Raw genomic sequence first — 25112 nt, forward strand, 5'->3', positions numbered from 1 at the left:
CTGGATTATAAACAATACGTGTAGAAATGAAAAATAAACAAACATATTGCCACCGCACTTTAGTCGCTATGTTGTGCGCTATTCTGGCTTTATTTAAAATGGAAGCACAGGATCTGGCAGGATATATTGAACAGGCAGAAACGAACAATGCTGATTTAAAGGCCTATGAAGTACGGTATTCTATTGCCCAGGAAAAATCGAATGAAGTAAAAAGTTTGCCAGATACAGAGTTTGCGGCAGGCTATTTTGTGAGCACTCCAGAAACCCGGGTGGGAGCACAGCGCGCCCGGTTTTCAGTAAAGCAGATGTTGCCCTGGTTTGGTAGTATTAACGCCCGAGTAAATTACCAGGATGCATTAGCAGAAGCGACCTATGTTGAGTATACTATTGCAAAGCGAAAGTTACGTCTTGAAGTGGCCCAGAGCTATTATGAGTTGTACGGCATTAAGGCAAGTGCTGCAGTCTTAGAAGAAAGTTTAAAGCTGCTTAAAAGTTATGAAGAGTTAGCTTTAAACTCAGTTGAAGTAGGAAAAGCATCGGCGGTAGATTTCTTAAAAATACAAATACGACAAAATGATTTGATTGCTCAGCTAGAGGCTTTAGAAGAAGATTTGAAAGCTGCAAAAATTCAATTTAATACCGTTTTAAATGTTAGCGAGACGTCACCGGTTTTTGTTGTAGATAGCCTGGTGTTGCCACAGAGTGACGTAGAAGTTTCCATTAAAGATCTTTCGCAAAACCCCGAAATTTTGCAATACGACAAACTTTATGAGAGTATTACGCAGTCTGAATTTGTAAACCAAAGAGATGCAGCACCAAAACTGGGGGTGGGACTTGATTATATACCGGTTTCTGAACGAACAGATATGAATATGTTAGACAACGGAAAAGATGTTGTTATGCCTATGATTTCGGTTTCGGTGCCCATTTTTAATTCAAAATATAAATCCGTTTCCCGACAAAATGAACTGAAGCAGGAAGAATTGAGCGCTCAAAAAAATCAACGTTTAAATACCTTGAAAAATTTTTTTGCAGATGCGCTTAAGAATAGAAATACGGCTCGTATAAATTATACTAAAGAGGTTAAGAATTTAAAGCAGGCTCGTGACGCTGAAGAAATTCTGCTTAAAAATTATGAAACCGGAACACTAGATTTTAATGAAATTCTAGATATACAAGAATTGCAGTTACAATTCAATAAAAATCAAATAAATGCCGTACAGCGTTATTATGAGCAAACAGCATTAATCAATTATTTAATTACATTTTAAAAATAGAAACTATGAGAACTACAGTAAAATTTATGAGTATTGCCGCTATAGCACTAACATTAGGCTCTTGCGGAAATGATAAGAAAAACGATAACGGGGAAGAATCTTCTGAAGAGATGGTAACACGAGACGAGCACATGATGAATACCGTTCAAAATGAAGAGGGTACAAAGACTATTGAATCAAGTTCAAAATCATCAGACATGAGAATAGATAAAGCTTCTTTATCTTTTAAAGATGAGACTTCTAAAGGAGTGTGGACTTCTTACAACGCAGTGCGCCTGGCACTTATAGCCTCTGATTCTGAAAAAGCAAAACAAGAGGCTGCAAATTTGGCAATGATTTTTGGTGAAAATAATATGAAGTTAAAATCTACAGCAGAAGCTATTGCAACCACAGAAGATCTCGAAGCTCAACGTAAAGCTTTTTCTCAATTTTCAGTTGCTGTTCAATCCTATTTTAAGAAGAATATTGATGCAGGAACACTTTACAAACAACATTGCCCAATGGCATTAAATGGTAAAGGAGCAGACTGGTTGTCTGATGAGTCAACTATCGAAAATCCGTATTATGGTGATAAAATGTTGAACTGTGGTACGGTAACGGCTACGATTACTAAATAAATTGAAATTTTAGCAGATTAATCTGAGCAATACAGATTTATTAGGTGTAGAGTTTTCAAACAGACCTACGAATTTTAAAATATAATAAAATGAAACATACCTATACGGTTACCGGAATGAGCTGCAAGGGTTGCCGCAAGCACGTGGAGCAAACACTTAATAACGTAGAAGGTGTGAAAAGTGTAAGTGTTGACTTAGCTAAAGCTGAAGCCGTAATTGAGATGGAACAACATATTACCATAAAGAAGTTTCAGAAGGCTTTAAAAGAAGATGGAGGAGGTTACGGTATTGTCGAGCCTAATGCTACTCATAAAATGAAACATACCTATCCCATTACAGGAATGACCTGTAACGGCTGCCGCAGTCACGTTGAACAAATACTTTCTCGAATAGATGGTGTGAAAAGTGCTAGCGTTGATTTGGCCAAGGCCGAAGCTGTAATCGAGATGGAACAACACATTCCCATCACGACCTTTCAAAAGGCGCTGGCAGATAATGATGGTAGTTATGAGATTCACAAGCACGGAGAGATGCCTGGTAAAGATTCGCAAAAAGCCAAGAAGAGCTTGAATACTAAAGGCAATGGTACCTTTTACTGTCCTATGCATTGCGAGGGAGATAAAACCTACGATAGGCCGGGCGATTGCCCTGTCTGTGGTATGGATTTAGTCCAAGAGCAGTCCTCCCTCCCTGGGAGGGAGTTAGAGGGAGGATTCACCTGCCCAATGCATCCTGAGGTTATTGAAGATGAGGAAGGCAGCTGCCCTATTTGCGGTATGGATCTCGTTCCCAAAGAACCCGATCTTTCAGCAGAAGAGAAATCCTATAACAAGCTATTGCGCAAATTTTGGATTGCATTAGGTTTTACCCTGCCGGTATTTCTCATTGCGATGAGTGAGATGTTAAGCAATAATCCTTTATACGACTTAATGCCTATCAAATACTGGAACTGGGTGCAGTTTGCGCTATCGCTACCTGTGGTATTTTACGCCACCTGGATGTTTTTTGAACGGGCCTGGCGTTCAATAAAAACCTGGAATCTCAATATGTTTACCTTAATAGGTATAGGAGCGAGTGTTGCCTGGGTTTTTAGTGTATTCGGGATGCTATTTCCAGACTTTTTTCCACCACAGTTTAAAACAGAGTCTGGTTCTGTTCACGTGTATTTTGAAGCGGCAACCGTGATCTTAACTTTGGTTTTGATGGGACAGGTACTTGAAGCGCGGGCACACAGCAAAACAAATTCGGCTGTCAAAGAACTTTTGAAGCTAGCACCTAACAAAGCTATAAAAGTGGTTGATGGGCAAGAGCAGGAAGTTAAAATAGATACAATTGAAAAAGCTGATGTTTTGAGAGTTAAGCCGGGAGCGAGAATTCCGGTTGATGGGGTAATTACCGAAGGAGAAACTTCGGTAGACGAGTCGATGATTACCGGTGAGCCTATTCCGGTTAGCAAAACAGTAGGTGATAAGGTGAGTAGCGGTACCATAAATGGGAAACAGTCCTTTTTAATGAAAGCAGAAAAAATAGGCGGAGAGACCTTGCTTTCACAAATCATAGAAATGGTCAATAAGGCGAGTCGCAGTCAGGCTCCTATTCAAAAATTGGCAGATAAAATTTCGGGTTATTTTGTGCCTGTGGTTGTTGGAATTTCAGTCCTTACCTTTATTATTTGGGCGATTTTTGGCCCTGATCCGGATTATGTTTACGCGCTGGTAAATGCAATCGCAGTGCTTATTATCGCTTGCCCCTGTGCTTTAGGTTTAGCAACGCCGATGTCTGTAATGGTAGGTGTGGGAAAAGGTGCGCAAAATGGGGTATTGATTAAAAATGCCGAAGCACTCGAGAAAATGGATAAAATTGATGTCCTAATTATTGATAAAACGGGAACCATAACTGAGGGAAAACCATCTGTAGAAGCCGTAGGTTCTTCTGAAGGCTTTGATGAGAATCAGGTTTTAGAATACATAGTCTCCTTAAATACGTTGAGTGAGCATCCTTTAGCAGAAGCGACAGTTCGTTATGCTAAAGAACAAAAGGTAACTTCAAGCAAAGCTGAAAATTTCAATTCGGTAACCGGAAAGGGAGTAACAGGAAATTTAAATGGTAAAACCCTTGCTTTAGGAAATTTAAAAATGATGCAGGAAGCAGATGCAACTATCCCGGAAGGGTTAATGCAACAAGCGACGGCAGCACAGAAAAAAGGCAAAACAGTATCGTTTCTTTCAGTAGACCAAAAGGCGGTGGGTTATATTGTGATTTCTGATAAAATAAAGGAAACCAGCAAAAATGCGATAAAAATTCTTAAAGAAAAGGGAATAGCAGTTATAATGCTTACCGGTGATAATGAAGATACGGCTCGTACAGTTGCAGAAGAACTCAATCTAACCGATTTTAAAGCAGGAATGCTTCCGCAGGATAAATTAAATGAGGTAGAACGCTTGCAAAAGGAAGGTAAAAAAGTGGCGATGGCAGGTGATGGGATTAATGATGCGCCGGCCCTGGCACAAAGTAATGTAGGTGTTGCGATGGGCACAGGAACAGATGTTGCGATAGAAAGTGCTGCAATTACTTTAGTTAAAGGGGATTTGCACGGTATTGTAAAAGCGAGAAATCTAAGTGATGCTGTGATGAAAAACATTAAGCAGAACCTGTTTTTTGCATTGATTTACAATTCGATTGGGGTGCCGGTTGCAGCGGGAGTTTTATATCCGGTTTTTGGGATTTTATTATCACCCATGATTGCTGCATTAGCAATGAGTTTTAGTTCGGTATCTGTAATTGCAAATGCATTACGTTTACGGAATAAATCATTAGACTAGAGAATGGGTAAAATTAGAATCAGAAAAAAAATAAGAAAAACCCATAGGTATTTGGGGCTGTTCATTGGTGTTCAATTTATATTTTGGACAGTAAGTGGCTTGTATTTTAGTTGGACAGACCTTGACGAAATTCACGGAGATCACTATAAGCAAGATCAACAGTCAATTGCGTTTCAGGGTTTAGTGAGTCCGTCTGCAATAGATTCAACCTTACAAATAGAAACGCTTGCGCTACGCGAAATAAATGGTGAACCGTATTACTGGATAAACCGTAACCTACTTTACAATGCTAAAACAGGAGCGCTAAAGGATGGGATTTCTGAAGATGAAGCATTAAAAATTGCATCAGCTAGGGTGTTACCAGAGCTTAAAGTTTCTAGGATTGAAAAAATAGATCAAGTTGATAAGCATCACGAGTATAGAGAAAAATTACTTCCGGCATATGTAATAAGTTATGCAGGTGATGAGGCTGTTAAAGCTTATGTTTCGGTAGCTGATGGGACTTTTCAAACGGTACGACATCGTGACTGGCGCTGGTTTGATTTTTTATGGATGACGCACACGATGGATTATGAAGGTAGAGATGATATTAATAACTGGCTTCTTAGAGGCTTTTCCATTTTAGGCTTAGTAACCGTTTTAAGTGGCTTTATACTGTGGTATATAAGCTCACCCAGTTTGAGAAGGTTGAGAAAAAAGAAGCAATAACTTTAAAACCAATATGATAAATACAGATAACAATAATTCCCATTCACACAAAGGCAATTATACCAAGTTTTTAATGATGCTTGGGTGCTCGTTTATTGCGATGTATATCACGATGTATTTAAATACCTATAAGATTGATCACGTATATTTTAGCCTAACGCGTTTTTATATGAGTTGTTTGGGTATTTGTACAATGGCTGTAATTATGTTGTTGTTTATGCTAAAGATGTATAAAAGCAAGACTAAAAATGCAGCGATCTTATTAGGAAGTGTTCTTGTTTTTTGCAGTGCACTTTACCTGGTACGTGCTCAAAAGCCGGTAAATGATGTGACGTGGATGAGAGCTATGATACCGCACCACTCTATAGCTATTTTAACCAGTAAACGGGCAGCTATCAAAGACCCAGAAGTTAAGAAACTAGCAGAAGATATTATTAGAGCGCAAGAAAAAGAAATAGGTGAAATGAAAGCAATGATTAAGCGCTTAGAAGCAGCTGAATAATCTTTTTTTCTTCGGAAGTAAAATAAAAAATTATGAATAAATCTATTGTCTATATACTACTCGCCGCCATTTTGGGTCTGGGATTAGGGTATATTTTATTCAATACCGCTACTAAAAATACCGGGCAAAATAAAGTAGATCCCCATGAGCATAGCGCAAATGAGTCGGGTCAATTGTACACCTGTTCTATGCACCCTCAAATTATACGTGAAGAACCGGGCGATTGCCCTATTTGTGGTATGGACCTTGTCGAAAAAGAGTCTGCTGCCTTGGGTTTAACTGTAAATCAATTTAAAATGACTGAAAATGCTTTAGCACTTGCAGATATTCAAACCTGGGTTATAGGGAACTCGTCTGAAGCACATGCAGGAAGCATTACACTTTCGGGTAAAATTGCGGTTAATGAAAACGAGACAGCAACACAACCGGCACATTTTGACGGAAGAATTGAAACCCTAAATGTAAAATCATTAGGGCAGGAGGTTGCTAAAGGGCAACGCGTAGCAACTATTTATTCTCCTGAACTCGTAGCAGCGCAGCAAGAATTGATTACTGCTTCAAAAATTAAAGAAACGCAACCCAGGCTTTACGCAGCGGTACGTAATAAATTTAAAAATTTAATGATTAGTGATTCTGTTTTAGATGAGGTTGAGAAAACCGGGAACGTAATTACACGGTTTCCTATATACGCTAATGTTTCTGGGGTGGTAACCGAAATTTCTGTAACTGAAGGTGCTCATGTAATGAACGGAAGCGCCATTTTTAAGGTGAGTAATCTATCCAGTATTTGGGCAGAATTCGACGCCTATGAGCGACAGCTGAGTCAATTTAAAAAAGGTCAGAAGCTAGCTATTAAAACCAATGCCTATCCTAATGAAACCTTTACCGGTGAAATTTCTTTTATAGACCCTATTCTAAATGCAGATACGCGAACGGTTATTATTAGAGCTACGCTTAAGAATTCTGAAGATTTATTTAAACCGGGAATGTTTGTTTCGGCAACTGTACAAAACTCTAGTGGGACATCTACCTCAGAATTAAGTATACCAGCTTCTGCTGTAATGTGGACCGGCGAGCGCTCACTCGTATATGTAAAGCCAAACCCTACACAGCCGATTTTTGAAATGCGCGAAGTGAGCCTTGGTCAAAAAACAGGTGACCATTATACTATTGTTTCCGGCTTGTCAACCGGTGAGGAAATTGTAATAAACGGTACGTTTACTGTAGATGCAGCAGCCCAATTAGGAGGAAAAAAGTCTATGATGAATACTGCAAAAAGTGCATCATCTGTTGAAAAGAGAGCGGTTTCTGTAGTACTTCCTGAGCAAGCTCAGGAAGTAATTAAAAAAGCAATTCCTATCTATTTAAATATGACTGAAGCTTTTATAGATTCTGATGTTTCTAAAGTTTCTGCGCTAGCAAAAATGTTTAAAAGTCATTTAGAAAAGGTAGATATCGTAAGTTTAGAAATTGCAGAGAAATCGCATTTTTCTAAAATATCACAAATGCTTACAGCCATTAACCAGGCGACAACAATCGAAAATCAGCGAGAACATTTTGTTTTATTAAATGAGCATCTGGCCGCAATCGCAAATAGAGTAAAGAAATTGAATGCTACCTTATATTTGCAGCGTTGTCCTATGGCAAATGATAGTAAAGGCGCTGTTTGGCTCAGTGAATCTGAAGAAATAAAAAATCCCTATTACAGTGATGCCATGCGTAGTTGCGGGAGCGTAATTTCGGTGTTTAAAGGTCAATAGAATTGAGTTTTTAAAATTTAAAAATTACGTTAAAAAACTCGGTAGCATTTTATATATCAATGTTTTAAGGTTTTAAAGTTAGCTCTGAACATTGTAATAAAAAGATCACGTATAACGCTAATTAACTAAGAAGATTGTATTTTAACCCACATATGTTTAAATATGATCTATTCTAAACGTAAACTAAAGGTGTAAGCTGCGACTAAATGCAGGAATTTATGACAAAGAAGATTTACAGCACGATTACCGGTACAGGAAATTATATTCCTGAAAAACGCATAAAAAACAGTGATTTTTTAAATCATGAGTTTTATGAATCTAATGGAAAACCTGTAGCAAAAGATAACAATTACGTTATTGAAAAATTTCAGGAAATAACAACTATAGAAGAGCGACGCTACGTCACCGATGATTTAGTAGCTTCTGATATTGCTTTTTTTGCTGCACAAGAGGCTATTAAAGATGCGGGTTTAGATCAGGAAACGCTAGATTATATTATCGTTGCGCATAATTTTGGAGACGTAAAACATGGTTCAAACCGCAGCGATATGGTGCCGGCTTTAGCAGCGCGTGTAAAACATAAATTGCGTATTGAAAATCCTGATTGTGTAGCCTATGATTTACCATTTGGCTGTCCGGGTTGGTTACAGGGAATGATTCAGGCAGATTATTTTATAAAATCTGGTGATGCAAAAAAAGTTCTGGTAATAGGCACCGAAACGATTTCGCGTATCATTGACCAGCATGACAGAGATAGTATGATTTATGCTGATGGCGCAGGTGCGACTATTTTAGAAGCTGTAGAAAGTGAACAGCCTATAGGAATACTCGCCCATAAAACGAGATCAGACACATATAGATATGCAGAAATGCTCACTATGGGGTGCTCTTACCATCCTACTGATTTAAATAAGGACGATCTCTATTTAAAGATGAATGGTCGTAGATTATATCAATATGCTTTAGAAACAGTACCCTTATCTATTAAAGCTTGTTTAGACAAAGCAGGCAAAGATATTTCTGATGTGCGTAAAGTACTTATACATCAGGCAAATGGTAAAATGGATGATGCAATAATTGAACGTCTCTTTAAACTTTATGGTAAAGAAGAGGTGCCCGAAAAAGTTATGCCTATGATTATTTCGTGGTTAGGAAACTCATCTGTAGCAACAGTGCCTACGTTACTTGATCTTATTCTTAAATCAAAGTTAGAAGGGCATAGCATTAATCCCGGAGATTGTATAGTATTTGCTTCTGTAGGAGCCGGTATGAATATAAATGCTGTGGTTTATAATTATTAGTATTTAAATGATAGATAAACAAAAAAAGCGCTATTAATAGCGCTTTTTTTTGTTTATCTTTTTTTCTAACAATAATAATTCAATAATAAAAATTAAAATTGATTTAAATACTTCTTCTAAATATTATTATAAATAATATAATACTTAAGGAATTCTTAAATTTTAACACCGTCTTAAATTTATATTCTTAAAAGGTTTATTTTTGTTAACTACCACTAAGGTGTATTATTAATAATAATATTATCAATAGTAGTTCAACTAACCACGCAATATATTTTTGTGATTACAGATACGACTAACAAAAACGCTAAACATATAATTGTAGGTATAGGGGCAAGTGCAGGCGGTCTTCAAGCTCTTAATGAGTTTTTTGACAATGTGCCTAATTCTTCTTTGTATAGTTACATTGTAGTGCAACATCTTTCACCAGACCATAAAAGTCTTATGGCCGAATTATTAAGTAGGAATACAAAGATTCCTATAAAAATAATTGAAGACGGAGGTGAGATTATGGCTAATTGTATCTATTTGATTCCGCCTACAAATAATTTAGTTATAGAAGGTAATTGCTTTAAGCTACTACCAAAGCCTACAGATAAAACGTTAAACCTTCCTATAGACTTATTTTTTGATTCATTAGCTGAGACAGCTGGTGAACATTGCGCAGCAATTGTACTTAGTGGTACCGGTAGCGATGGTTCTAGAGGTATTAGATCTATAAAGGAGAAGGGTGGTGTTGTGATGGTACAGGAGCCTGGTCAGGCAAAATTTGACGGGATGCCACGCAATGCTATAAAAACCGGCTTAGCAGATTATATTGTTCCGGTAGGTCGTATGAGTGATGAGCTTGCTAATTATTTTGAAGCTCAAAGTAGTATTAATTTTAATGCAGGTTCCTTTCAGTATGATGAGAACCTCTTAAAAGATATTCTTGCTATTTTAAAAGTGCATACAGATCTTGATTTTAGTCTGTATAAAAGACCTACGCTTCTAAGACGCATAGGAAGACGTATACGTGTATTAAAGTTAGAGTCGCTTGGAGATTATTTTGCCTATCTCAAAGAGCATCGTAAAGAGGTAGAGATTTTATATAAAGAATTTTTAATAGGCGTTACCAAATTTTTTAGAGATGAGCGGGTTTGGGAAATTCTAGAAACAGAGGTTATACCAGAAATGGTTTCAGGAAAAGTAGAAGGTGAAGTAATAAAAATTTGGGATGTAGGTTGCAGTACAGGAGAAGAACCTTTTTCTCTGGGAATTCTTTTTTTAGATGAAATTGAAAAACAGGGAAAAGATATAAGTCTCAAAATTTTTGCGACTGATATTTCAAGTGATCATTTAGATATCGCAGGTAAAAGTCAATATTCTAAAAATGTTTTAGGAGATATTTCTGAAGAGCGTATTACAAAGTATTTTAATAGAGATAAAGAGACCTATACCGTAAAAGACAAACTTCGAAAATCTATAATATTTTCAAACCATAATATTACAAATGATCCACCATTTAAAAATATGGATATGGTTATTTGCCGTAATCTGCTCATCTATTTACAAAGCAGTGTACAGGCAAAGGTTATTCATATTTTACATTATGCATTAAAAGAAAATGGCATTATAACTTTAGGAACCAGTGAGTCTTTAGGTGAACACGCAGATTCTTTTGAGGAGGTAAATAGAAAGTGGAATATATATAGAAATATAGATACTCCTAATCGTTTAAGAACTGAAATTTTGAGTTCGACTGCAGAGCGCAATGCTTTTAAAAATCAAATATCAGATTTGAAAAATTCGAGTAATAAAAAACAAACAACAAAAGAATTTTTAAGGAATGAGATAAGTACGGCTGTACTACAACAATTTGGTGCAGCCAGTATTTATATAGATGAAGATTTTAAAATCATTGAAGCCATGGGTGCATTTAACAAATATGCCCAGTTACCGGTTGAAGGGTTTACCACAGATCTAATGAGTATGATCGCCCCAGAGCTTGCTGTAGCGGTGCGCAATGCGGTTCGTAAAGCAGCTCGTAAACTAAAGGTTATATTCTATAAAGAAGTAGAATTATTTGATGAAAATAAATCTTTGGAGGCTGTTGTAGATGTTCTTGTAAAACCTATAAATACGGGTAAAAATGATGTTTACAATTATATCGTTACATTTTTAAAACAAGATAAAGAAAATTTAAAAGGTGTAGTTGTTGAGCGGGCAGACATTCATAAAAGTGCTCAGGAGCGTATAGCAAGTTTAGAAGAGGAGCTTAGAGAAACACAGCATGAACTTAGTAATGCTCTCGAAGAAGCAGAAACAAGTAATGAGGAGTTGCAAGCTTCTAATGAAGAATTGCTAGCTTCAAATGAAGAGTTACAGAGCACAAACGAAGAGTTGCAAAGTGTAAATGAAGAATTACATTCTATAAATGCTGAGCATATTGAAAAGATGGAAGATCTGGCAATGCTTAATGCAGATATGGATAATTTGTTAGATAGTACCCGTATAGGAACTGTTTTTCTTGATGAAAATCTCATCATACGTAAATTTACACCGGCGATAAAAGAACACTTTCATTTAGTAAAACACGATATAGGACGTCCTATAGATAATTTTGTGTCGAGTTTTAGTGTATCTAGCGAACGTACACTTGTAGAGAATGCTCGAAATGTGATGCAAACCGGTACTGTGTTTGAAAAGAGAATTATAAGTAGATCGGGGAGACATTTTATTAAAAGAATTTCTCCATTTATTAATCATGGAGAGCAAATACAGGGTGTCGTAATATCTTTTATTGATATCACAAAAATTGAAAAATCACAGGAAAAATTACGTAAAAGCGAAGAAAAATTTAAAGCCTTTTATGAAGATGATCCGGTAATGCACGTGAGTTTAAATGCAGATTCCGGAAGAATTGTAGAGTGCAACAAATTGTTTGTTAAGACCTTAGGTTTTGAAAAGAAAAGTCAGGTTATAGGCTCTTCAATATTTGATTATTATACAAATGAGAGCAAGCTTAAAGGCTTGCAGTTACATAAGAAATTAAAACAAGAGGGCAAGGTAACAACCGAAGAAATGACTCTTGAGAATATCTCAGGCGAACGCATAGTAGTTCTTTTTAATGCAGACGCACTAAGTAATTTAGATGAAACTGAGACCCTTTATCGCTGCACCTTAATGGAAGTGACTGAATTGAAACAAATTCAGCAAGAATTGATGCGTCAAAAAGAAGATTTAGTGCGCACCAATACAGATCTGGAGCAGTTTGTCTCTATATGTTCGCATGATTTACAAGAGCCCCTTGCAACCATACGTTTTAGTAGTGATTTTATACTTAAAAAGTATAGTGAGCAGTTAAATGAAAAAGGCATCGAATATCTGGGTTACATTCATGAAGCATCAGGTAGAATGGCAGAGCAAATAAAAGCTTTGTTAGAACACAGCAGAATAGGTGAAGATTTAAAGAAGACAAAAGTAGATGTAGGTGAGCTTCTTGAAGTGGTAAAGTATGATTTAAATAAAAGTATACGTGAGGCAGAGGCATCTGTAAGTGTAGGTAAAATGCCTAAAGTAATGGCCTATGAGACTGAGTTGCGCCTTTTATTTCAGAATCTTATAAGTAATGCTTTAAAGTATCGAAAAAAGGATAGTAAACCTGTAATACGAATTTCAACATTTGCAGATGAAGAATACCAGACGTTTGCAATATCAGATAATGGTATAGGTATACCGGAAGATGATTTAGAAGGAATTTTTAAAATATTTGGTCGTGTACCTACCGAAGAAAAATATGAAGGGACCGGCGTAGGTTTGGCTCATTGTAAGAAAATTGTAAAACTACATGATGGTCAAATTTGGGTAGATTCTCAATTTGGTGAAGGAAGTACGTTTTATTTTAAAATTAAAATTTAGTATGGCAGAAGGCTCTAAAGAATTGTATCCTAAAGATTTATCATTAACAAATTGTGACAAAGAGCCGATACACATAATTGGTAAAATACAGGATCATGGGTACCTTCTGGTCTATGATGCAACTTCATTAAAGATTACGTATTGTAGTGAAAATGTATCAACAATTTTAAATACCCCTATTGAGAAAATCTTAGGAGCATCAATACATTCGTTTATAGAAGAAGTACTTGTTTTAGATTTTAATAATCTAGAAAAAAATACAAAGCTCGCACCTATTATCCTAAGTTTTAATACATCAGATTTTTTATTAATCGCCCATAAAAACGATGATTCTGTACTTTTAGAATTTGAAAAATACACACAACCTTCAGATCCGTTTAATTATCAAATTCAGCTTTCTCAGATTGTTACAAAATTAAATGATATACGTGAGGAGCAACACATGTGCGATGTTGCGGCAGATCTCATAAAACAATTTTATGCTTACGATAGGGTAATGATTTACCGGTTTGATGAAAACTGGGATGGCATTGTAGTTTCTGAAGCGAGATCAAAAGAATTAGAGTCCTGGCTGGGATTGCGCTATCCTGCTTCAGATATTCCGGTACAGGCACGTGAGTTATTTTTAAAGCAAGGTGTACGTATTATTTCTGATATACATAGTGAACCGGTCTCAATTTTAGCTTTAGAAGGTGAAGAACGTGAAAATCCTGTAGATCTTACTCTAAGCGAATTACGAAGTTCATCTCCTATTCATATTGAATATTTAAAAAATATGAAGGTGGGTGCCACGCTCACTGCAGCAATTGTTTCAAAAGGTAAATTATGGGGGTTAATCGCTTGCCATCATTATAAACCTAAGTTTATTAATTATTACGAGCGTCAATCTTGTAATTTTTTAACGCAGGTATTTTCAAATCAGCTTATACTGTCTGCTTCAAATACACTGCTACAAAAAGTAAACGCTTCTGCCGTTTTAAGAAATACATTAATTGAGCAAATAACAAGAAACTGGGATATACGCGCAGGTTTAACAGGTGATGATTTAACACTATTAGATCTAACAGAAGCCACTGGTGCAGCCTTGTGTTTAGATGATGTAGTTTATCGTCTAGGAGAAGCTCCTGAAGAGGCTGAAGTTTTTGAAATAATAAAGCACATTAGAACTCAAACTTCTGAAAATAGTTATGTAAATAATGCGTTTTCTTTAGATTTAAAGAGCACACCCGAAGTTGTAAAAAAGGCTTCCGGCGTATTATGTATGTTTATATCAAAGCTTCAAAATGATTGTTTAATTTGGTTTAAGCCCGAAAAAATAGCTACAGTAACATGGGGTGGTAATCCGGAGAAGGCGGCGCATGAAGAACATAACTTTAAAATTTCTCCACGTAAATCTTTTGAGAAATGGTCTGTAGAACAAAGAGGAAAATCAGAACCCTGGCAGGATTATGAGATAGCAGCTGCAGCGGCCTTGAGGCAAAATATTTCTGAAATTATTTTAAAGCAGTATGAGGAGGTAAAGGCGCTTAATGAGAAACTTAGAAATGCCTATGAAGATTTAGAAACCTTTAGCTATAGTGTTGCTCACGACCTAAGAGCTCCTTTACGTGGTATAGATGGTTTTACTCAAATTCTGAAAGAGGATTATTACAATCAACTTGATGATTTTGGCAAATCTTCTATTGAAACTATTGTAGATTCTGCAAAAAATATGAATCAGCTTATTGATAATATTTTAGAATTCTCAAGAGTGACGCAATATCAAATTAATCGTGAACCTTTAAATATAAAAGAACTTACGGAGGGAGTACTGAATTTTTTAAATGTAAAACAGAATTACCCCAAAACACAAATTAGTATTCAATCTGATATGCCGATAAGTTATGGAGATTATAATATGATAGCTCAGTTGCTTCAGAACCTATTAACTAATGCACTTAAATATACTGAGCATTCAGAACAACCATATATAGAATTAGGGTCTGTAAAACTGGAAGAAAAGCAATTTTATTTTATAAAAGATAATGGTATTGGCTTCGACCAGAAGCATGAGCACCGCATATTTAAATTATTTAATCGTCTTGTGGGTGATGAGTATGCGGGATCTGGCATAGGACTCACAATTGTAGAACGTATTATTAAAAAACATCAAGGAGTGATTAAAGTAAAAAGCGCAGTAAATCAAGGAACTACTTTTTACTTTAACTTAGGATAAAATAAATTTAGTGTACTCAAAACATATACTTTCAATAGAAGATAACAAAACAGATGTTGCGCTGATGAAGCGCATATTTAGCAAGCACGTACCCGATTATGAAATCACGTATATTAGTGATGGCGAAGAGGCAGTTGCATATTTAGAAAGTAATACCTTCAAAAAAGCATTGCCAAAATTGATTCTTTTAGATATGAAAGTACCCCGAGTAGACGGGTTAGAGTTATTAAGAAAAATTAGGTCTAACGAAGAATATTTGCACATCCCCGTCGTTATGTTGAGTTCTTCAGATTTACCTAACGATATTAAAGAAGCCTATGAAATTGGCGCAAATAGCTTTGTAGAAAAGCCTAAAAATTATGTGGATTTGTGTAAAGCTTTACCTGTTTTAATAGAATATTGGATTGTTTATAATAAATAATATGATAAAAGAACCTTTGCAGATTTTAATGGTTGAGGACAATCCTAGTGATAGTACTTTAATAAGACGCGAAATATCTAAAGTTGCTGAAAAAGCTACGATATCGGTCTGTAACAATTTAAGTGATTTTGAACTTGCTGTTGTTAATTTAAAGCCAGATCTCATACTGTCTGATTATAATTTACCTACATGTTCAGGATTAGAGGTTTTGGAGCTGGCTCAGAAACTTGCACCTTCTGTTACGTTTATTTTTATCACGGGAACAATTAATGACGAGGAGCTCGCAGCAGACACAATCCTTAATGGTGCGTCTGGCTATATATTAAAGAAAAACATAAGTACCTTGCATAAACGCCTTGAGCCCTATTTAAAAGCTATTAGTAACAACGGACCTTATATTAATCCTGTACGTCAGCGCATTTTAGAAAGTAAAAAGCTTGTTAGTGATATAGAACTGTTTTTAGAAAATTTTTCTAAAGAAAATATGTCTCACCGGGATGGAATGCAGAAAATACAAGAAGACCTTAAACGCCTTAAATTAGGATATGATTCTAAAACAGCTAAAGACCAGAACAGCGACGCTTCATAAAGAAACTGAAGAAAATAATCTTGCAAAATATATACTTGACCATAGCATAACAATAGAACAGTACCAGAGCTTACTTGCTCAAAATTACAAAGCATATGTTACCCTTTCAGAGTTGTCTGAAAAACACATGAAGTTAATTGATGATGATTTAAAAACCTTTGCTGATGCCCAAAAATCGGAAGCATTAAAGCGGGACTTAAAACAATTAAACGTAGCGATACCTGAAAAAATAAATCTTGAAATTCCTGAAAATTTAAGTCCGTGTTTTTTGCTGGGAATGCTTTATGTTGCTGAAGGTTCTATGATGGGGGGATTATTGATTAGAAAAAATCTCGAAGCGTGTACGAATCTGAAGTGTATTGAAACCCATCATTTTTTTGGTAAATCTGCTCCAGAAGTTCTTAATCGTTGGAAATCATTTACAGAAGCGGTAGAAACAAAAACCTATACAGATGCAGAGATTGATGAGGCTGTATCGGGAGCAAATTTTGCTTTTTCAGTATTTAAGCAATCCTATTAATCTACAAGTTTAGAGCACCTAAGCATACACGTTTTATTGTTTGCCAGAGTTGTAAAGAATAAATAGGTATCACCACCATCTTTTACTTTAAACTTTTCTCGTAGAGTATTGCTGGTTTCTTTAAAATTGCGGGTTGTAATGTGTGCTTTTGTATTTTTAATCTGCTTGCTAATTTCTTTTTTTGAATAAGAAATTACCGAATCTATTTTAAAAACCCTTCCCGGGAATTCAACCTTTTGGTTAGAGGTAAATAAATGTGAGTTAGGAGCAAGTTTATCGAGATTGTAATGGGCGCTAATCCAGTTAAATGCTCCTAATTTCATTACAGCAGCGTTGGGTTCATATAAGTAAGAAGCAGGTTCCCCATAGTTTGCAACAGATTCGTTTAGAGCACTTACATCTAAACTTATTGGTTTGTTATAGTTGCTATCAAGATTTACGCTCACGAGCTTTACAGGCTTATTTACCGAATCTTTTCTCAAAATCCACAGTAGCTCTTTAACTTCATTTTTTAATGCGACAGCGTGAACTTCTGTGACATTTTTGAGTTCTTTTAAACCGGCACTAATATCAAGTAAGGGACTGGTTTTAATAAGTAGAATTTCAGTTTTTTTAAACAAAAGAGATAAACCTTCTGGGATATTAGGCTCACAGTCTTTAAGTATAAAAACTTTGCCTTTGCGATCACTTCTGCGTGAAGGATCTGCATAAATCAGATCGTACCGGTCTGTTGTATTTTCTAAATATTCCAGACTATTTTGGTTAATTACATTAACATTAGAAACATTGAGTTTATTATAATTATGAGCAGCAATTGCAGCAAGATCATCATTAAGTTCACAATGCGTAACGTGTGCAAACTGCTTACTGAAGTAAAAGTCATCTATACCAAAACCACCTGTAAGATCTATCAGTTTATCACCTTTAAAAAGAGACGCTTTGTATTGGGCTGTAGGTTCTGATGAGGTCTGTTCTAAATTTAATTTAGGCGGAAAATAAATACCTGCTGTTTTAGCCCAGGTAGGTAATTTAGTTTGTGCTTTTTGAAATCCCAAAACTTGCTGAGCCAGTTCCTGTATGCTCACGTCAGGGAAAGGGCTTCCGTTTAGAATTAAGCGCGATACCTCTTCTTTTAAATTTGATTTTATAAATTCTGAAACGTCTGGATCTAGAATGCGTTTATTCAAAAATTAGAGATTTTTAGTAAGCTTTTGAACAATTTTATATTCTGATAAAAACTCTTGTGCAACTACCTTTATTGCAGTGTACGTAGGTATGGCGACAACCATTCCTAAAATTCCAAATAATAACCCGGCTATAATTATTACCAGAAATATCTCTAACGGATGTGATTTTACGCTATTACCAAATATAAGCGGTTGATTAATAAAATTATCAATGAGCTGCGCAATACAGTAACCAATGAAAATGTAAATCATTTTAGGCAATATTACCGTTTCAAAATCTGCTGTAAAATAACCCGAAATAACGAGTAACATCATTACCCCACATCCTATAACAGGTCCTATGTAAGGAACAACATTAAGCATAGCGCAAAATAGAGCAATTGCAAATGCATTAGGGATTTGGAAACTAAATAAAAGAATAGAGTAAATGATAAAAAGGATGAGCAATTGTAATAGAATCCCAATGAAATAACGGGACAGCAAATGCTTTGTTTTATGAAAAACGTGCTTAAACTTACTCTCTTCACCCTTATTTGCGAAAACTAAAAAGCTATCTAGTAGAAGTCTGCTGTCTTTAAGTAAGAAAAAAGAAATAAATGTCACAGAAAGAAGGCCTACCACCAGAGAACTGAAGTTACCCAGAATACTGTTTATAAACGTTGGAATTACCGATATATCAAAGTTTTTAATAAATTCTGACTGCTTAAAACCCTCAATTAACGTAACCTGATCTACACCCAGTGAACGGCTAAATTCTACATTGAGGCGGTTTACGTTATGCTGTACTTCTTCAAAATTTATTTTGCTTATATGTTCACTTTGATCTATCAAAATGGGTACAAAAATAGCTATAATACCTACGATAATACCCATTACAAAGAGTAAGGTAGTTATTGCTGCACCAATATCATTAAACCTTAATTTGGTTTTTAAAAATGTTACGATAGGTCTTCCTATTAAAGAAACCACTGCAGCAATTGCAATAAACATAATAACAGCCTGTACCTTATATAAAAACCATAGAATTAATATGATACCGCCCACAATACCCAGAGCTCGTAGAATGCCGTATGCTATTATTTTAGATCTATCTTCCATTAAAGCCTGTTATTTATAAGAGTGTAAGCCGCTATAGCAGCTGCCTGCGCAACATTCATACTACTATTTTTACCATACATAGGTATGTAAATAGATTTATTCAATTTTGTAAGTAAAGAAGCAGAAATCCCATGTCGCTCATTCCCTAAAATTAAAGCGATTTTTTCATTTGCCTGCATATTAAAATCTGTCAAAGATATGCTGTTATTTGTAAGTTCTAAACCTAATAAGGTATAGTTTTTCTGCATAAGTTTTTCAAGAATCGTATCACAATCTGATGTCTGCGTATAAGGTACATACATTTCTGTAGATCGTGAAGTTCTTTTAAACCGTGAACTCTCAAAATTAATAGTACTATTACAAAAATAAAGGTGTTTTACTCCTAAAGCATCTGAAAGACGCATTAAACTTCCTGCATTTGCAGGACTAGAAATACCATCGCAAATTAAAACCAAATTATGAGCCCCAGACTCATTTGATGTAGTGCCGTGGGTTAATTGCTCAGTTTTCAAAGACATATTTTATGATATTGGCTCCCATCTTTAAGGCTTTTTCGTGCACAGCTGCAGGGTCGTTATGAACTTCGGGATTCTCCCAACCATCACCCAGATCGCTCTCTAAGGTATATAATAAAACCAGTCTACCTTCTCTAAATATCCCCAGTGCTTGTGGTCTTATACCATCGTGCTCGTGAATTTTAGGCAGGCCTTTTTCAAAAGTATAAGCCACAGAAAATAGCGGGTGAGAAGCCGGTAATTCAATCAATTCTTCATCAGAATACAAGCGCTGTAGTTGGGGTCTTAAATATTGATCTATTCCGTAGTTGTCATCAATGTGCAAAAATCCTCCGGCATTTAGGTAGTTTCTTAAATTTAACAAGGCATCATCAGAAAAGTACACATTTCCGTGGCCGGTCATGTGTACAAAAGGATATTGCATAATTGCAGGATCTGTTGCTTCTACAGTAGCAACCTTAGGATCTAAACGGGTACTAATATTTTGATTGCAAAACGAAACGAGATTAGGAACCGAGGTAGGATTAGAATACCAGTCACCACCACCTTCATACTGTAGTACAGCTACTTGTTGGGCACTTACAGATGAAAACAGCGAGTAGATAAATAAACCTGTGATTAATAATCGGTTCACGTAAAATTTGTTTTTAAATTGAAGAGCGAAATTAACTATTTTCTAGCCAAAAGCCTATTGTATAAGATATTCATTATTGAGTATTTTATATGATAATTAAAAATAATTTTGCGAACAATAGCATATAAAATTTTTAATTATGGGGAACTCCACTGAAGCCTTATTAACTCAAATTACTCCTGTGCTTTATGTATCTGATGTACTAGAAGCGCTCGAGTTTTATCTTAAAAAATTAGGCTTCGATCTTGTTTTTATAGATGAAGAACGTAATCCTAATTATGCTGGCATTCGCCGAAATAAAATTACAATTCATTTCAAAAGGTTTAATCTAAATCAGTTCTATGACAATTCTAAGAATAGCACAATCATTAGGATACACGTTCAAACGATTGAAAAACTTTTTAAAGAATACAGGCTAATGGGCGTATTTAATAATCATACGTCATTAGAAGAAAAGCCCTGGGGTTCTCTAGAGTTTACCATTTACGATCCTTTTAAAAACGAATTGGTTTTTTACCAGATGATTTAGAGTAATTAAGCTTTTTCGGTTTGCTTTAAAGGTATTTGATGCTTTAATAAATCGTCAAAAGTCTCTCGCTCTCTAATTAAATGCGCTTCCCCGTCTAAGAATAATACTTCTGCAGGGCGGTATCTAGAATTGTAGTTGCTTGCCATACTATAGCAATAAGCTCCTGCATTGCTAAAAGCAAGTATATCACCTTCAACAATCTCAGGGATTCTGCGATTAGTTGCAAAAGTATCTGTCTCACAGATATAACCTACAACCGAATAAAAGCGCTCACGACCCAGCGGATTGCTTATGTTGTGAATCTCATGCTGACTACCGTAAAGCATAGGTCGTATTAAGTGATTAAAACCACTATCTACCTGAGCAAAAACAGTTGAAGTTGTTTGTTTAACTACATTTACGTTTACTAAGAATTTGCCGGCCTCACTTACCAAAAATTTACCAGGCTCAAAGACAAGTGTTAATGGTTTACCGTATGATTTAGCAAAATTATTGAATCGGGTAGATAGTTTATCGCCCAGTTCTTCAATATCGGTTTCAATATCACCCGTTTTATAAGGCACTTTAAAGCCGCTTCCGAAGTCTAAAAATTCAAGATCCTTAAAGTCTTTTGCAGTGTCAAAAAGAATTTCTGCTGCGTGAAGAAAAACATCAATATCAAGAATATCACTACCGGTATGCATGTGAATTCCGTTAATATTCATTTTTGTGTTTTCAACTATACGCAGTAAATGAGGAATTTGATGTATACTAATACCAAATTTACTATCTATATGACCTACTGAAATATTAGAGTTTCCGCCGGCCATAACGTGTGGATTTATACGAATACATACCGGAGTGTTAGGATGTTTTGTACCAAATTGTTCTAGAATAGAAAGGTTATCTATATTGATCTGAACACCCATTTTATCTACTTCTTCCAGTTCGCTTAACGAAACACCGTTAGGAGTAAACATAATTTTAGAAGGGTCTACACCTGCAGCAAGACCTAGTCGTACCTCTTGAATACTTACCGTGTCAAGACCTGCACCATAACTATGTATAAGTTGGAGTATAGCTAAATTAGAAAGTGCCTTAACAGCATAATTAATACGCAGTTCCTTTACCTTTTTAAAAGCACTGGTTAATCTGTTGTATTGAGATTCTATTTTAGCGGCATCATAAACGTAAACAGGGCTGCCGAATTCTTTAGCAATTGCTAAAAGATTTTGATTGGTCATAACTATATAGACTTTAAGCGTACAAATCTAATATAGAATATCTACTTAAGCACTTTACCAGACTAAAAAATGATAAATCTGTAATAGAAATACCGAAAATTTATTTTTTGCAGGGTATTTGCATAATTTCACAAGAAAAAAAATAGTTATGACAACGACTTTAGCAATGTTTCCATTAGAAATGGTTGTTTTTCCCCACGAGCGACTTGCCTTGCATATTTTTGAAGACCGCTATCAACAACTTATAAACGACTGTGAAGAGAAGGAAATTACTTTTGGAGTACCCGCATATATAAATCGCAAGATGGCTTACGGTACCGAAGTGCGATTAGAAAAAATTGAAAAGAAATATGTAACCGGAGCAAGTGATGTGGTTTGCAGAGGATTACGTGTGTTTAAAATCGTAGACTTTCAGGCAACATTAAATGACCGGTTATACGCTGGCGCAGAAGTAACATTCATAGAAAATCACAAAGATGGTTCCCTTAGGCAGAAAGATCATTTTATTATTCTGGTACAACGTTTATATGCTGTTCTCGAAGTTGATTTCCCACACATTGCATATGAGGAGATTACGAGTTATAGTTTTGCGCACAAACTGGGTTTATCTTTAAGACAAGAACTTCATCTATTAAGGATGATGCGTGAGTCTGATCGTTATATTTATTTAATAGACCACTTAACCGTAACCATACCTGTTATCGAGGAGATTAACCGCACCAGACAACTCATAGAACTCAACGGTCATTTTAAAAACTTTAATCCATTAGATTTTACAGACTATACCCTGGGGGAAATAGATTAGTATCTACAGGACGAAATCCCAGGTATTTTACTAGTAGGGTTTGCCTTAAAATACTTATTTTTGCTCTGCAAAATTCAAATACATAGAAACGCCTGATTATGAATCTACACGAATATCAAGGAAAAGAAATACTAAATAGTTTTGGAGTGCGCATTCAGCGCGGTAAAGTTGCTAGCAGTCCGGCAGAAGCCGTTGAAGCTGCAAAAAAACTTACTGAAGAAACAGGTACCGGATGGCACGTAATTAAAGCTCAGGTACACGCCGGTGGTAGAGGAAAAGGTGGTGGAGTAAAACTTGCTAAAAATTTACAAGAGGTTGAGAAAATCGCAGGAGACATTTTAGGAATGCACCTGGTAACTCCTCAAACATCTGCAGAAGGTAAACTTGTACATCAGATTTTAGTCGCTGAAGATGTCTATTACCCTGGTGATAGCGAGCCGGAAGAATATTATATGTCTGTACTTTTAAATAGAGGAACAGGTAGAAATATGATTATGTATTCTACAGAGGGTGGAATGGATATCGAAGAAGTTGCAGAAAAAACACCACATCTTATATACACTGAAGAAGTAGATCCTGCGGCAGGATTATTACCTTTTCAGGCAAGACGTATTGCATTTAATTTAGGTTTAAGCGGTACTGCATTTAAAGAAATGACAAAGTTTGTAACTGCGCTTTACAAAGCGTATTCAGATTCTGACTCTTCTTTATTTGAGATCAACCCGGTTTTAAAAACAAGTGACGACAAGATACTTGCTGTTGATGCTAAAGTTTCTTTAGATGACAATGCGTTATACCGTCACAAAGATTACGCAGCAATGCGTGATACTCGCGAAGAAAACCCGGTAGAAGTAGAAGCTAAAGAAGTAGGTCTTAACTATGTTGATCTTGACGGTAACGTAGGATGTATGGTTAACGGTGCAGGTCTTGCAATGGCAACTATGGATTTAATTAAGCAAGCGGGTGGTGAGCCTGCAAACTTTCTTGACGTAGGTGGTACTGCAGATGCAGAACGTGTTGAAACGGCATTTAAATTAATTCTTAAAGATCCTAACGTAAAGGCAATTTTAGTTAATATCTTTGGAGGTATTGTACGATGCGATCGTGTAGCTCAAGGTATAGTAGATGCATATAAAAATATGGGAACTATAAATGTGCCTATCATTGTACGTCTTCAAGGAACAAACGCAGATATCGCTAAAGAACTAATAGACAATAGCGGTCTAGATGTTCAAAGTGCAATTCAATTTCAGGAAGCAGCAGATAAAGTACAAAAGGTACTTGCTAATTTATAGAGGTTTAAATTTTAAACTCAAAAAAAGGCTCTCCATTTGGAGAGCCTTTTTTGTTTTTATAAGATATTGAAAATCAAAGCACTATAAGTAGATTAATTGATTTAGTGATTGTTTTAAAAGACTGATTATCAAGTCTTAAATACGTTAACGTCGTGTTAAAATAGTTCACACACTGTAACTCAATTACGTTTGAAGCGTCTTTTAATTATCAATCAAAAATCAAACATTATGAATTATTTTAAGACAATCGCATTAGCAGGATTAATCGTTTTTAGCAGTGTTTTGCACGCAAACGTACCAGAACCTACAAACCCGGTAAAGAAAATTACTAGTGAAGCTGTTAAGGCTTCAATGAATAAAGAACTGGGTGCTTTATTAACAGAATCAAAGATCAAATTAGAGCAAACCGTTTCTGCAACTGTTTCGTTCACAATTAATAGCAACAGCGAGGTTGTTGTGCTTGATGTAGAAACAGAAAATGCACAGGTTGAACAGTTTATTCAAAACAGATTAAATTATAAGAAAATCAAAGCGAATGCTTTAAAAGGACAGACCTATCATCTACCGGTCATTTTAGAAAGTGGATTATAGACAAAAATTTTGTTTAGTTAGGGGAATGAGCTCGGCTGTTAAGTCGGGCTTTTTCTTTGTTAAAAATTTATAATAAACTAATATTCAATGATATAAAAAGTTAAAAGTATGTTAACGGTTGTATTTAACTGTAACTCTAAGGTTTTCTGATTGTCTTTATACTATCAATCAAAAAATCAAATATCATGAAATCAATCAAAATTTTTATGCTTGCAATTGCAATCATTAGTGGAAGTGTTTTAAAAGCAAACACAATAGATCCAGTAGATCCTACTAAGCCGGTAGGTAAGACTACCAGTAAAGAAGCAAAAGCTTCTATGAACAAACAGTTAATACATTTATTAACTGATGCGACTTTCAAAGTAAATGAAGAGACGGTTATACAAATTTCATTTACCGTTAACAAAGATAATGAGATTGTGGTTCTCGATGTTTCCTCAGAAGATTCGGTTATAAGAGCTGCTATTCAAAATAGGTTAAACTATAAAAAGTTATCCGCAGAGGTCATAAAAGGGCAAACTTATTTTCTACCCTTACGTTTAGTAGTTAACAATTAATGAGACTCATTTTTTTAAATCTTAGAACCGACTTAATTGTCGGTTT

General features: G+C 35.6%; 22 protein-coding genes. 17 read left to right on the forward strand and 5 right to left on the reverse strand.

What is annotated here, in order from left to right; genetic code table 11:
• Positions 1-26 precede the first annotated feature (26 nt).
• The 12 genes from ACEN25_RS05440 (at position 27) to ACEN25_RS05495 (ending at position 16632) form a co-directional block, all read left to right on the forward strand.
• Positions 27-1271 (forward strand): TolC family protein, encoded by a 1245-nt coding sequence (locus tag ACEN25_RS05440; RefSeq protein WP_441802019.1) that lies wholly within the window; start codon positions 27-29, stop codon positions 1269-1271.
• Between the two features lie 11 nt (positions 1272-1282).
• Positions 1283-1894 carry a DUF3347 domain-containing protein gene (locus ACEN25_RS05445; RefSeq protein WP_441802020.1) on the forward strand — a complete coding sequence of 204 codons (612 nt, stop codon included), beginning with the start codon at positions 1283-1285 and terminating at the stop codon, positions 1892-1894.
• A gap of 89 nt (positions 1895-1983) precedes the next feature.
• Positions 1984-4716, forward strand: coding sequence for a heavy metal translocating P-type ATPase (locus tag ACEN25_RS05450; protein WP_441802021.1), 2733 nt, complete (start codon positions 1984-1986; stop codon positions 4714-4716).
• 3 nt (positions 4717-4719) lie between these two features.
• Positions 4720-5424, forward strand: coding sequence for a PepSY domain-containing protein (locus ACEN25_RS05455; protein WP_441802022.1), 705 nt, complete (start codon positions 4720-4722; stop codon positions 5422-5424).
• Between the two features lie 13 nt (positions 5425-5437).
• A complete protein-coding gene (locus ACEN25_RS05460; RefSeq protein ID WP_441802023.1) occupies positions 5438-5926 on the forward strand; it encodes a DUF305 domain-containing protein in 489 nt (162 codons plus the stop codon).
• Positions 5927-5958: 32 nt separating this feature from the next.
• On the forward strand, positions 5959-7686 hold the full coding sequence (locus ACEN25_RS05465) for an efflux RND transporter periplasmic adaptor subunit (RefSeq protein WP_441802024.1): 1728 nt from the start codon (positions 5959-5961) through the stop codon (positions 7684-7686).
• Positions 7687-7904: 218 nt separating this feature from the next.
• Positions 7905-8987: a 3-oxoacyl-ACP synthase III family protein gene (locus ACEN25_RS05470; protein ID WP_441802025.1), complete on the forward strand. Its 1083-nt coding sequence runs from the start codon at positions 7905-7907 to the stop codon at positions 8985-8987.
• Between the two features lie 279 nt (positions 8988-9266).
• On the forward strand, positions 9267-12887 hold the full coding sequence (locus ACEN25_RS05475; RefSeq protein ID WP_441802026.1) for a chemotaxis protein CheB: 3621 nt from the start codon (positions 9267-9269) through the stop codon (positions 12885-12887).
• 1 nt (position 12888) lies between these two features.
• Entirely contained in the window at positions 12889-15102 is a 2214-nt protein-coding gene (locus ACEN25_RS05480) for an ATP-binding protein (RefSeq protein ID WP_441802027.1), read from the forward strand.
• A gap of 10 nt (positions 15103-15112) precedes the next feature.
• Positions 15113-15523: a response regulator gene (locus tag ACEN25_RS05485; protein WP_441802028.1), complete on the forward strand. Its 411-nt coding sequence runs from the start codon at positions 15113-15115 to the stop codon at positions 15521-15523.
• Position 15524: 1 nt separating this feature from the next.
• Positions 15525-16112 (forward strand): response regulator, encoded by a 588-nt coding sequence (locus ACEN25_RS05490; RefSeq protein ID WP_125411734.1) that lies wholly within the window; start codon positions 15525-15527, stop codon positions 16110-16112.
• Positions 16069-16632, forward strand: a complete 564-nt coding sequence (locus ACEN25_RS05495) for a biliverdin-producing heme oxygenase (protein ID WP_441802029.1) — start codon at positions 16069-16071, stop codon at positions 16630-16632. Before ACEN25_RS05490 ends, ACEN25_RS05495 begins: the two co-directional genes overlap by 44 nt.
• Here ACEN25_RS05495 and ACEN25_RS05500 read toward each other — a convergent pair.
• From ACEN25_RS05500 to ACEN25_RS05515, 4 genes are read right to left on the reverse strand one after another with little or no spacing between them, the layout of a single operon-like run.
• Entirely contained in the window at positions 16629-17819 is a 1191-nt protein-coding gene (locus tag ACEN25_RS05500; RefSeq protein ID WP_441802030.1) for a class I SAM-dependent methyltransferase, read from the reverse strand. The two genes, ACEN25_RS05495 and ACEN25_RS05500, sit on opposite strands and share 4 nt — an antisense overlap.
• Before the next feature lie 3 nt (positions 17820-17822).
• A complete protein-coding gene (locus tag ACEN25_RS05505) occupies positions 17823-18917 on the reverse strand; it encodes an AI-2E family transporter (RefSeq protein WP_441802031.1) in 1095 nt (364 codons plus the stop codon).
• Positions 18917-19435: a TrmH family RNA methyltransferase gene (locus tag ACEN25_RS05510; RefSeq protein WP_441802032.1), complete on the reverse strand. Its 519-nt coding sequence runs from the start codon at positions 19433-19435 to the stop codon at positions 18917-18919. Before ACEN25_RS05510 ends, ACEN25_RS05505 begins: the two co-directional genes overlap by 1 nt.
• Positions 19419-20066 carry a DUF4159 domain-containing protein gene (locus ACEN25_RS05515; protein ID WP_441802033.1) on the reverse strand — a complete coding sequence of 216 codons (648 nt, stop codon included), beginning with the start codon at positions 20064-20066 and terminating at the stop codon, positions 19419-19421. The genes ACEN25_RS05510 and ACEN25_RS05515 overlap by 17 nt, the downstream gene beginning before the upstream one ends.
• A 139-nt stretch (positions 20067-20205) precedes the next feature.
• Between ACEN25_RS05515 and ACEN25_RS05520 the strand changes: the two genes are divergently transcribed.
• Positions 20206-20595: a glyoxalase superfamily protein gene (locus ACEN25_RS05520; RefSeq protein ID WP_441802034.1), complete on the forward strand. Its 390-nt coding sequence runs from the start codon at positions 20206-20208 to the stop codon at positions 20593-20595.
• 5 nt (positions 20596-20600) lie between these two features.
• On the opposite strand, the gene lysA is transcribed toward ACEN25_RS05520, so the two are convergent.
• Complete coding sequence (gene lysA, locus ACEN25_RS05525; protein WP_441802035.1) at positions 20601-21818, reverse strand: diaminopimelate decarboxylase; 1218 nt, start codon at positions 21816-21818, stop codon at positions 20601-20603.
• Positions 21819-21966: 148 nt separating this feature from the next.
• Between lysA and ACEN25_RS05530 the strand changes: the two genes are divergently transcribed.
• The 4 genes from ACEN25_RS05530 (at position 21967) to ACEN25_RS05545 (ending at position 25066) form a co-directional block, all read left to right on the forward strand.
• Positions 21967-22623, forward strand: a complete 657-nt coding sequence (locus tag ACEN25_RS05530) for an LON peptidase substrate-binding domain-containing protein (protein WP_441802036.1) — start codon at positions 21967-21969, stop codon at positions 22621-22623.
• 98 nt (positions 22624-22721) lie between these two features.
• Positions 22722-23918, forward strand: a complete 1197-nt coding sequence (sucC, locus tag ACEN25_RS05535; protein WP_028374816.1) for an ADP-forming succinate--CoA ligase subunit beta — start codon at positions 22722-22724, stop codon at positions 23916-23918.
• Between the two features lie 228 nt (positions 23919-24146).
• The gene (locus tag ACEN25_RS05540; RefSeq protein ID WP_441802037.1) at positions 24147-24509 is read left to right on the forward strand and encodes a hypothetical protein; all 363 of its coding nucleotides are present in this window, start codon (positions 24147-24149) and stop codon (positions 24507-24509) included.
• Positions 24510-24694: 185 nt separating this feature from the next.
• Positions 24695-25066, forward strand: a complete 372-nt coding sequence (locus ACEN25_RS05545) for a hypothetical protein (RefSeq protein ID WP_441802038.1) — start codon at positions 24695-24697, stop codon at positions 25064-25066.
• The last annotated feature ends 46 nt before the right edge of the window (positions 25067-25112 follow it).

Origin of the sequence: Leeuwenhoekiella sp. W20_SRS_FM14 (assembly GCF_052119605.1) — a bacterium.
GTDB lineage: Bacteria > Bacteroidota > Bacteroidia > Flavobacteriales > Flavobacteriaceae > Leeuwenhoekiella.